10 protein-coding genes are annotated in these 10,358 nt (G+C 36.5%); 6 read left to right on the forward strand and 4 right to left on the reverse strand.

What is annotated here, in order from left to right; translation table 11 throughout:
- Positions 1-23: 23 nt before the first annotated feature.
- From EDF66_RS05985 to EDF66_RS06005, 5 genes are read left to right on the forward strand one after another with little or no spacing between them, the layout of a single operon-like run.
- Positions 24-1,208, forward strand: a complete 1,185-nt coding sequence (locus EDF66_RS05985) for an SPOR domain-containing protein (protein ID WP_132841247.1) — start codon at positions 24-26, stop codon at positions 1,206-1,208.
- A gap of 34 nt (positions 1,209-1,242) precedes the next feature.
- Positions 1,243-1,944, forward strand: coding sequence for a MotA/TolQ/ExbB proton channel family protein (locus EDF66_RS05990; RefSeq protein ID WP_132769018.1), 702 nt, complete (start codon positions 1,243-1,245; stop codon positions 1,942-1,944).
- Positions 1,945-1,987: 43 nt separating this feature from the next.
- Positions 1,988-2,395 carry an ExbD/TolR family protein gene (locus tag EDF66_RS05995; RefSeq protein WP_132769016.1) on the forward strand — a complete coding sequence of 136 codons (408 nt, stop codon included), beginning with the start codon at positions 1,988-1,990 and terminating at the stop codon, positions 2,393-2,395.
- Positions 2,396-2,454: 59 nt separating this feature from the next.
- On the forward strand, positions 2,455-3,282 hold the full coding sequence (locus EDF66_RS06000) for an energy transducer TonB (RefSeq protein WP_132841248.1): 828 nt from the start codon (positions 2,455-2,457) through the stop codon (positions 3,280-3,282).
- 12 nt (positions 3,283-3,294) lie between these two features.
- Complete coding sequence (locus EDF66_RS06005) at positions 3,295-4,593, forward strand: bifunctional folylpolyglutamate synthase/dihydrofolate synthase (protein ID WP_132841250.1); 1,299 nt, start codon at positions 3,295-3,297, stop codon at positions 4,591-4,593.
- 192 nt (positions 4,594-4,785) lie between these two features.
- Here the strand turns inward: EDF66_RS06005 and EDF66_RS06010 are convergent, their stop codons facing one another.
- The 4 genes from EDF66_RS06010 to EDF66_RS06025 all read right to left on the reverse strand — a co-directional run bounded on the left by EDF66_RS06010 (position 4,786) and on the right by EDF66_RS06025 (position 8,191).
- Positions 4,786-5,805, reverse strand: a complete 1,020-nt coding sequence (locus EDF66_RS06010; RefSeq protein WP_021188735.1) for an asparaginase — start codon at positions 5,803-5,805, stop codon at positions 4,786-4,788.
- An 8-nt stretch (positions 5,806-5,813) separates the two neighbouring features.
- A complete protein-coding gene (locus EDF66_RS06015; protein WP_132841252.1) occupies positions 5,814-6,581 on the reverse strand; it encodes a TatD family hydrolase in 768 nt (255 codons plus the stop codon).
- 788 nt (positions 6,582-7,369) lie between these two features.
- Positions 7,370-7,720 (reverse strand): hypothetical protein, encoded by a 351-nt coding sequence (locus EDF66_RS06020; RefSeq protein ID WP_132841254.1) that lies wholly within the window; start codon positions 7,718-7,720, stop codon positions 7,370-7,372.
- 135 nt (positions 7,721-7,855) lie between these two features.
- Positions 7,856-8,191, reverse strand: a complete 336-nt coding sequence (locus EDF66_RS06025) for a helix-turn-helix domain-containing protein (RefSeq protein ID WP_132841256.1) — start codon at positions 8,189-8,191, stop codon at positions 7,856-7,858.
- 655 nt (positions 8,192-8,846) lie between these two features.
- Here EDF66_RS06025 and EDF66_RS06030 point away from each other — a divergent pair.
- Positions 8,847-10,358: hypothetical protein (locus EDF66_RS06030; protein ID WP_132841257.1), on the forward strand; the 1,512-nt coding region annotated here is incomplete at its 3' end.

Consider the following 10,358-nt stretch of genomic DNA (forward strand, 5'->3'; position numbering starts at 1 on the left):
GCGTTAGCAAATAAGGAACAAGAATGAATTTAGGTAAAAACATCAATAATCTATTAAAGCGTTACGCTGAAGTTTACGTTATGGGCTTGGGGGTGTTCAAAAGAAAGCATTCCGCAGCTCAGTTCGATAAGCAGCGCGACCTGTTTTTACCACCTATTTCTTATGTGGAATTTGATTCTACAGCTGAAAGTGGTTTTAATTTTATTCATTACATACAACAACAGCAAAACCTGAATCTTGATGCCGCAACTCAGGTGTTGCAGGATGCTGTTGCTGATTTAAAGGATCAATTGATCCAAAATGGACAGGCTAAACTTGAAGACTTAGGACACATTGTGAGCTATGGTTCAAGTTTAGTTTTTAAACCATTAGATCTCTCAGGTTTTAATTTTGAACCGATCAGACATGTTATTGCTCCAGAAATAGAGACTGTTATTCCCGATCGTGAATTGGAAGAAAATATTCCATTTTCTCCGACTGAACTAGAGGAACCCGTGGAAGATATTATCGAGGATGAACCGGCAGATACAGAGCAAGTAGAAGAGGAAATCGTACCTGAAACGGTAGTGGTAACACCTTCACCAGTTGAAATACCTGTAGCGCCGATAATACATGAACCTGTATCGGAAACGATTGACGAAAGAGTAGAAACTGATCCAGCGGTATTTTATCAGGAAAGAAGTACTAAATCAAATACAGTTTGGTATTATATTTCAGCAGCGATCATTATTGTGGTATCTGTTATTGTTGCTTTCTTGCTTAATCCTTCATTGAAAGATCAATTGTTTGGAAAGAAACAAGCAACAGCACCGGTCGTCGTTCCCGCACCAGTGGATACACTACCTAAAATCGATAGTATACAATTGAAGCAAGATTCAACTGCAATAGTTGATTCTTTAAAAGTGGATACAGCAGCACTTCAAACAACACTAAAGGAAACGGTAGTCGTAAAAGAATCAGTACCTGTAGCACAGCCAAATTATCAATTGGTTATTGCCACGCCAAAAACAATGGAATTGGCAGAAGAGGAAGTGCAGAGGTTGCGTAAAAAAGGTTATCAAACTGTGCGGGCAGTTGATAGCAAATTTAAAAGAAATAAAAAACGTGTGATTTGGGATACCTACATGACAAAAGAAGAAGCAGATCGGGACCAGGCAACTGTCGCGAAGACTTTTTCAGGAGCATGGGTAGAGAAAATAGCGAAATAGTCTAATATAAACAATTTTAAAATTATAAATTATTATGTCATTGATTCAAAGCGACAGCAATCTTTTGGACACCGTTAATCAAGCTGCACAGCAAGCAGTACCTGTAGTAAGAGACGAAAATTTGAGCTTAATTCAAATGATGATGAAGGGGGGATGGATTATGGTTCCCATTTTATTATTGTTGTTTATTGGTTTGATCATCTTTTTTGAGCGTTTTCTGACTATTCGTAAAGCTGCAAAGTATGATGTTTCACTAATGTCACAAGTAAAAGCAAGTGTGCTTTCTGGTAAATTGGACGCTGCTTTAGCAGTTTGCCGTTCAAGTCACTCAGCATTGGGACGTATGTTGCAAAAGGGATTACTACGTGTAGGACGTCCAATCAAAGATATTGAAGGTGCTATTGAGAATGTAGGTAAACTTGAGGTTGCTAAATTGGAAAAGAATATTAATATTCTAGGTATTATTGCAGGTATTGCGCCGATGCTTGGTTTCGTAGGAACAATTTTTGGAGTAATTACAATTTTCCATGAAGTAGAGATGGCTGGTGGTATTGATATTGGTTCAGTATCCGGAGGTCTTTATGTGAAGATGGTAGCTTCGGCATCTGGCTTAACAGTTGGTATCTTAGCATATATTGGTTACCATATCCTAAATATGATGGTTGAGCGTTTGATCTTACGTATGGAGACAGATGCAGTTGAATTTATTGATTTATTAGATGAACCTGGCGCATAATCGCAGGGTCGTATAGCTAATTAATCAATTAAAATTTAGAATAATGAATCTAAGAAGTAGAAAAAATAAACCAGCAGCTGAAGTACATACTTCAGCATTGAACGACATCATGTTCTTTCTGATGTTATTCTTTTTGTTGGCATCTGCTGTTTCCAATCCGCAGGTTGTGAAGTTATTACTTCCAAAATCCAGTGCTGGAGAGCAGTCTGTATCCAAAAAAACATTGACGGTTTCGATTACCTCGGATTTAGCTTACCATGTTGAAAAGGCAGTTGTACCTTATGATGCATTAGAAGCAGCAATCCAATCGCAAATGAGAACAGGAGAAGAATTGACGATCATGATGTATGTTGATAATTCAGTCCCTATTCAGAATGTGATTTCAGTAATGGATATTGCCAACCGCTTGAAAATAAAAGTTGTTTTGGCGACAGAACCAAAGAAAGATTAAAGAGTTTTAAACCTTTTTTAAGGTTTAAGTTCTAATTTTAAAGAATAGGAGATAAATACATGGCTTACCATCTTCAACATGAGGAAAATAACTTCCCCAAAGCATTAGGGATTTCTACTGCTATAATGGGGATTTTGGTATTGATAAGTTTCTTTGTCATTTTTGGAACTAAAATGCCCGATGAATACGGTATGGGCGGTATGGTTGTGAATTATGGTACAGCAGAAGAAGGCATGGGCGATGATTACATGAGTGTTGAAGAACCTTCTGTAGATCCCAATGCTAATAATGTAAAACCAGATCGCGTCGTTCCAGAAGAAATACCGACACCTACACCTGCACAGCAGGTCGCTGACAAAGCAGTCGTGACACAAGATGTTGAAGATGCTCCCGTTGTTACGAAGGCTTCAAAGCCCGTAAAAACAGTTGCACCTGAAACAACAAAAGAAGTGAAGGACAGTAAACCTGCAGTAAATTCGAATGCCCTTTATAAAGGCAAAAAGAATAACGGCACAGGTTCTGGTGATGGTACAGGAACGGTACCTGGCAATCAAGGTAGTAAATTAGGTGATCCTTTAGCCAGTAATTATGGTGAAGGTGGTTCTGGAAACGGTAATATGATGCTTTCAATTGAAAACAGAAGTTTTACGCAGAGACCTCAGATTGATGATAATGGACAGCAGGCTGGTAAAGTAGCTGTTGAGTTCCGCGTAAACCAATCGGGAGTGATCATTTATGCACGTGCCGGAGTGAAAGGTACAACCATCACGGATCCAAGCTTATTGGAAAAATGTGAAAGAGCTGTTCGTGGAGCTCGATTGAATCAATTGCCAAATGCGCCTGACTCTCAGACAGGCAGAATTGTATTCAATTTTAAACTAAGATAAAATTTATTGTCAATGCATAATTATAATGAGGTAATCGAGTATTTATATGCTCGATTACCTATGTTTACCCGTGACGGGGCATCCGCCTATAAAAAGGATTTAGATAATACCTTAGCATTACTTCATGCGTTAGGAAATCCACAAGATAAATTCAAATCTATTCATATTGCCGGTACGAATGGGAAAGGTTCATCCTCTCACATGTTGGCTTCTATCTTTGCACAGGCAGGATATAAAACAGCCCTGTATACTTCACCACATTTATTAGATTTTAGGGAACGTATTCGTATCAATGGACAGATGGTCGATGAGCAATTTGTTATTGATTTTGTGAATAATCTGCATGCACTGATTGAAGAGATTCAACCCTCATTTTTTGAGGTTACGGTGGCTATGGCATTTGATTACTTTGCAAAACAGCACGTTGATATTGCCATCATTGAAGTTGGTTTAGGTGGTCGTCTTGATTCTACAAATGTCATCATGCCACTGGCATCCTTAATCACTAACATCGGTTTTGACCATATGAATATGTTGGGTGATACGCTTCCAGCTATAGCATCTGAAAAAGCAGGTATTATAAAAAAAGATACTCCTGTTGTCGTATCGGAATATCATAAAGATACTGCGCCTGTATTTCTAGAAAAAGCTAAGGTTGAAAATGCAGCGCTTGAGTTTGCATCCGACAAATTGCAATCAGAAATTAAAGCCATTAATGAAGATCACTTACTTATTGAAGTGAGGGATAAGGAAGGTCATATCGAGCAATACGAATTAGATCTAAAAGGAACGTATCAATCAAAAAATATATTAGGTGTCTTGCGGATTGTTGATCATATGCGGACACGAGGTTATGATCTGTCACAGGACGATGTAAAAAATGGTTTGCGAAAAGTACAGTCTTTTACCGGCCTTCAAGGTCGATGGCAGACACTTTCCAAAAAACCTTTTATCATTTGCGATACTGGTCATAATGAGGATGGAATTAGGGAAGTTCTGAAAAATTTAGCCCATACAAACTATCGGCAATTGCATTTTGTAATAGGAGCAATGAAGGATAAAGATTTAGGACATATGCTCCCATTGTTACCTACAGACGCGATCTATTATTTTAGTAACCCTGATATGCCTAGAGCGATGCCGTCAGAAGAACTTGCAGCTGAAGCACATCTATTGGGACTAAAAGGAAATGCATATGGCCCTGTCGTAAAAGCTTTTGAAGCAGCAAAAAAACAGTATCAGGACGGAGATTTAATTTTTATAGGAGGAAGTAACTTTGTGGTATCAGAAGTGCTTGCCGCTATAAACTAATGTGCTGCCTGATAAGACAGCTATTGTAAAGTAAAGCAAAAAAAAAGAGCGAGCAGATCTTTAGATCTACTCGCTCTTTTTTATGCCACAAGATTGTAGTTAAGTAATTACCCAATTTTCGAATTTTCTTCAAGTGCTGGGAATTTTATTCTATGTAAAATTTATCCAAATTCAATTCAGTTTATGAAGAAATTAATCGTTGATAGTCAATTCACCTCTGATATCCTTTTCGATCCAATAGGCAACATCTTTTTGATCTTCGCATTCACCCTGTAGGTACATGAGCTTTGTTACAGCAGCTTCAAAAGTCATATCGTAACCATTGAGTACTCCAATCGCTTTTAGTCCAGTGCTCGTCTCATAACGCCCCAGTTCAACAGAACCAACCTTACATTGTGATATATTTAAAATATTCTTACCGTTATCAATGGCTTCTTTCAGCAAATCTAAAAACCATTGATCGGTAGTGGTATTTCCGGAGCCAAATGTTTCCATAACAATAGAACGGACATCCGAATTTAATACTGCTCTGATTGTACTAGGACTTATACCTGGAAACAATTTCAGAACACCCACGCGATCGTCAAGTTTGGTATGCAAAATAAACTCTTTACCACTGTTGTTTAATAAAGCATCTTGATTGTATTGGAGATGAATACCTGCCTCTACAAGAACCGGATAATTGGGGGAACGGAAAGCTTCAAATTTTGCCGAATTATATTTGAAAGATCGGTTACCTCTAAATAATTTATTGTCAAATAGAATACATACTTCTTGAATCATGGAGACCCCAAAATGCTTTGTAGACGCAATTTCTAAGGCAGTCATCATATTTTCTCTTGCATCGGTGCGAATTTCTCCGATCGGTAATTGAGAACCTGATAAAATGACGGGTTTTTGTAACCCTTCCAGCATAAAGCTTAAAACCGAAGCCGAAAATGACATGGTATCCGATCCATGTAAGATGACAAAACCATCATATTCATCGTAATTATCCTTAATGATCTGTGCCATTTCAATCCATATTTCAGGCTTCATATTGGAAGAATCAATAATGGGATTAAAGGAATGTACGGTTAATTTATAATTTAATCGACTTAGATCTGGAAGATTGCGCTTGATTAATTCAAAGTCAAAGGGAACGAAAGTTCCCGTTTCGTCTTTGACCATTCCTATGGTGCCACCTGTGTATATGATAAATATGTTATGCATGATGTGAGTTAGATTCCAAATATTCTTGTTGAGTTTTCAGTTGTTATTGCCGCTACTTGTTCTATTGGTAATTCTTTAATGTCAGCTATTTTCTGTGCTATATAATACAGATAACTACTTTCATTTTGTTTGCCTCGAAACGGCATAGGAGCTAGATAAGGCGCATCTGTTTCCAGTACAATATGTTGTAGGTCTATCTGTTTAACCACTTCGTCAAGCCCCGCTTTTTTAAAAGTGACAACTCCACCAATACCCAGTGCGAAACCCAGATCGATAGCATGTTGCGCTTGTTCAATGTTTCCTGTAAAGCAATGTAGTACCCCAAAAAGTTTTTCATCTTTTAGTTCTTCTAATAATTCAAATAATTCGTCAAAAGCCTCACGACAATGAATATCTATTGGTAAATTAAGATCTTTAGCCCATTGTACCTGCTGACGAAAAGCATCTTTTTGAATCTCCAAAGTAGATTTGTCCCAATACAGGTCTAGGCCAATTTCTCCGATAGCATACACTTTGTGTTGCTGCAGTGCCGCATAGATTTTTGTTAGTTCTTCTTGATAGTTTTCTTTTACATCACAGGGGTGTAAACCGAGCATCGGAAAACAGTTGTTTGGGTATGCATCAACAGTTTTCATGACTGCAGCTATAGATGCACTATTGACATTTGGAAGAAAAAGGCGATGAATATCTTTATCAAAGCAACGTTGCATTTGGTCTGCTAATGAATCGTTTTCGGTGTGGTAGTATATATGGGTATGGGTATCTGTTAGTAACATGGATTATAGTTATAGCGACGGTAAAAATAAATGTTTAGGATGAAACGACCTAATTTGATGAAACTTAGTCATTATCACGGTGATGGATATAGCACCAATGCTTTGAAAATTAGAAACTCATATAGCTGTTTTATTACGAATATAAAACTGTACAGCTTTTTTTTTGATTTTTTGTTAAAAATGAGAAATATTTGATCAAAATTTTAACTGTTTTAGTTATTTAGAACGGGGTAAAATTCCTGTATTTAAGAATTTTACAACTAAACCACTTAAATAATAAATATTTCCGCCCTTTTTATGAGATTTATAGCTCAGTGATTACCTTTAATAAGCATGTTGATGTACAGCGGATTAAATATATTTTTGTTACCTGGTTCACTCCATATTCGCTCTCTTTTTCGATATGGATTCAGAAAAATTTATTCCCAAAGCGTACTGATTGTCTATTGTTGGCCTACATAATCGGTATGCTTTTGCCGAAGCTGGAGTGAGACAGACTCGAATAAAGACTGAATAATACCTGAAGCGAAATTTAAACTGTATCGTCCTATTATAGCTATAGTATTAAAGATCGTTCAGGATTACAAAATAAAATGCTGTTAATTATTAAAAATTAACAGCATTTTATAATTATTAAATTAGCTATTATCTTTCTTTATCTTCACCCTCAAAGTATTTGTCGGCATAGATAGTTCTGCTATTCCTGCTGATTTATAGTTAATTTTTAATTGACCTTTTCGATTGAAAAGTCTTACTTAAGTATTATCAATGATAATATCCAAGTAGAATTATCTTTTATTGCTTTCGTCTTTAATAATATTAGTATCAATAAGACCTTTATCTAATAAAAGTTGAATGACTATTTTGTAAAAGCCATCATTACTATGATTATTATAAGTGGAAATAGGACCAGAATGGCTATTTGTACCACTATTTATGTTATGAACGTTATATTTATTAAAGAAGCTCGCTGGCACTTTAAAGAAGTTGCTTAAAAGCAAGGCATCATCCGGTGCAATTACTTCTTTTCCTTCTCGATAATTGTTATATTTTTCTGAACTTATTCCTGTTCCTTTTAAAATTTGTGCGATACTTACTTGTTGAATTTCCTCAAGGTCTAAAAGTTCTTTATTTGCCATAATTCATTTTTATATGTTTTTCAAATTTAATAAAAATAACTAAGTCAGGGGTGATTTAACGTTGGCTATTAAAATCTTCAATAGCTCTTCTTTTTCACGTTTTAAATTTTCAATTTCTTTCTTAAAATATTGAATTTAAATTTCCTTGTCTTGAATGATATTATTTTTTTTATTCAATATCTTTTCAATTAATTGATAATCAGCTGTGTGATTATTGTATGTTTCAATTATTCCGCTATGACTATTGTCACCAATATTATAGTTTATTACAGGTAGATCTTTTGATAAAAAAATATCAGGATTTACATTATAAAGCTCTGCGAGTTTTCTTATTCTCTCTGTCGTGAGCTTCATTTGACCATTCTCTAATTTGGAGTACGTGTTTTGATTAATTCCTAGTTTTTGGGATATATAATCTTGGCTATAGTTTTTGGCCTCACGCAAGATTTTCATGATTTTAAACTCATTCATAATTAGTCTATTTTTTGATTATCACTATTAGTGATAAATTATCCCGAATTTCAATATTTTACTTCTTTAATAAGTTGTAATTCAATTGGTTGTTTCTTAATATTGTATTGTGAAATTATATAAAATTATTGACAAAAGCAAGTTGATTGTTTTTCGATTTATAATAAATTTTCATTAATATTGTGGTGCGAAAGCACTATTACACGATATTTCTCGACTCTCCCTGGCAAAAGTTGATTTCGAGAAATAGGGTGCGCCCCGTTATGCTTATATTTTCATCTAGATATATAAGGTACGGGTGCTCGCTCGTTAAAAATCGAACATGCCAGGGAGAGGATAACGAGTAGAGGCCCGTATTTTTTATACCAGCCCTGCTCTATTAAAGAATATTTTAATAGAGAACTATGTATAAAACAACAATAAATATAATTCCCCCCTAACTAAGCGGAGTAAAGTCACTACAATGACTAATATCGATGAAAGCGTTAACGCAGACCAATATATAACCTTTATGAAGACCATATAAGCGCTTTTCGATTCCATTCATTTTATTAATGCCCGAGCGCAAGCTTAAATACAGTTGATTAACTTCTTTTTGAAGCTATCCTGAACGTTTATTGCTCTCAGGTAAATGCCAAAATTATAAACCTTAAAAATGAATAATTTTTATAAGGGTGGGAGAGTACATGCCTATTTGAAGGATGTTTTCCAATCCATTTATACGATAATAAACAAGTGCATTAAGTACGGGGTATTTCTTAAATATACCATTGTTAAAAATACACTAGCAAATAATATTGCAGAAGCAACTAATGTTGATTTTATTAGCCAGTATTCCTTCGATGAAAATTCGGCAATCCTTCGGGATAACCTTGGGACTGGTTCGGGATTGATTCGGAAATCATTCGGCAGTTCTTCGACTGCTGTTCGGCAAGTTCCCGAAGGCCAGTCGAAGCGCAGTCGAACAGCACCCGAACAAGACTCGAAGGAGTGTCGAACACGTCTCGAAGCGGAGTCGAACAACACTCGAACAGGTGTCAAACAAAAGGAACTCAAGCTAGAAACTTCTGATTTTTTCTTAACCAAATTCACACCAACTTCTAAGTTTCTGCGACTAGGCTTCGGGTCGGCTTCGGGATTTCATCGGCGACAGTGCATGAAAAGTCGAAGGATTGTCGAGCAAAACCCGAGTGGAAGTAGAAAAAGGAGTCAAGACAGGGAAAAGAAAGTTAGTAGCAATTTACTGGATGTGGCAAGCAGTAAATTGAGGCATTTTCTGAGAGGTACCCGCTATTTACCTGCTTTTAACCCGATTCGGACCTTGTTTTACCTCCGACCGTCGTTGCACCGTATATGCACCGTACCTCTCCCGTCCCTGCGCCAGGAAAAGGACGGAGCAACTACGGTGCAAGTGTTGTGCAGTTACTGGGAAACTTACTACAAGGGTAAAAGAATGTTAAAAGAAAGTCCGAATAAGATCCGAACTAGTGGCTTTGCTTTTTTTATGATTTTCATGAAAAATGTACTTGCTAAAATCGTGCTTGATTTACGGTCAGTGTACGGTTTATTCACGAATGCCCTACTGAAAAGGTACCAAAAAGGTACTGGGAATGTACTGGAGAGCTACCAAAGAGCTAGTGAGGTTAGTAGCTTGGCAGTGCTTGGAATGGCTTGTGCTAGGCAAGTATGGGAATTTAGTTTTCCATGTGTTGCCCAAGCGTCCGTAATGCGTATGCTAAGTACTGGTAATGTATGGATAGTGCGTAAAACGGTACCCATTTACGCACTACTGACGCACTATCAACGCTTTATCTATGCTTCATCCATACTTTATCCCTACACTGAAAGCGCTTTATCTAAAATAAGAGGTTTTAAGCGATCCAATTTCTTTTGTCAGGCATCTGAGTGGTTTTGCATTAATAATCTGTCTAATCGTTTAAAATGCTTTTCAAATCAAGTGCAAGGAGGTGCTAGAGATGTTATTAATGAGGGTTTTGTAAAGCTATCACTAAAATCAACGTTTTCAGCAGTATTAATCTTTGTTTTGATGATGACTTTCGGGGCTCTATCCTCACAAGCTCAGAATAAACAAAATTATGTGTTGCAGGGAACGGTTATTTCTTCTGTAGATAAGAAGCCATTACAAGCTGTATCAGTGCGTGTTGAA

This window comes from Sphingobacterium sp. JUb20, from assembly GCF_004342035.1.
Taxonomy (GTDB): domain Bacteria; phylum Bacteroidota; class Bacteroidia; order Sphingobacteriales; family Sphingobacteriaceae; genus Sphingobacterium; species Sphingobacterium anhuiense.

What these genes read in the sequence shown, in the direction of transcription:
- EDF66_RS05985 (WP_132841247.1), top strand. Translation starts at nt 24, where the DNA reads ATGAATTTAGGTAAAAACATCAATAATCTATTAAAGCGTTACGCTGAA.
- EDF66_RS05990 (WP_132769018.1), top strand. Translation starts at nt 1,243, where the DNA reads ATGTCATTGATTCAAAGCGACAGCAATCTTTTGGACACCGTTAATCAA.
- EDF66_RS05995 (WP_132769016.1), top strand. Translation starts at nt 1,988, where the DNA reads ATGAATCTAAGAAGTAGAAAAAATAAACCAGCAGCTGAAGTACATACT.
- EDF66_RS06000 (WP_132841248.1), top strand. Translation starts at nt 2,455, where the DNA reads ATGGCTTACCATCTTCAACATGAGGAAAATAACTTCCCCAAAGCATTA.
- EDF66_RS06005 (WP_132841250.1), top strand. Translation starts at nt 3,295, where the DNA reads ATGCATAATTATAATGAGGTAATCGAGTATTTATATGCTCGATTACCT.
- EDF66_RS06010 (WP_021188735.1), bottom strand. Translation starts at nt 5,805, where the DNA reads ATGCATAACATATTTATCATATACACAGGTGGCACCATAGGAATGGTC.
- EDF66_RS06015 (WP_132841252.1), bottom strand. Translation starts at nt 6,581, where the DNA reads ATGTTACTAACAGATACCCATACCCATATATACTACCACACCGAAAAC.
- EDF66_RS06020 (WP_132841254.1), bottom strand. Translation starts at nt 7,720, where the DNA reads ATGGCAAATAAAGAACTTTTAGACCTTGAGGAAATTCAACAAGTAAGT.
- EDF66_RS06025 (WP_132841256.1), bottom strand. Translation starts at nt 8,191, where the DNA reads ATGAATGAGTTTAAAATCATGAAAATCTTGCGTGAGGCCAAAAACTAT.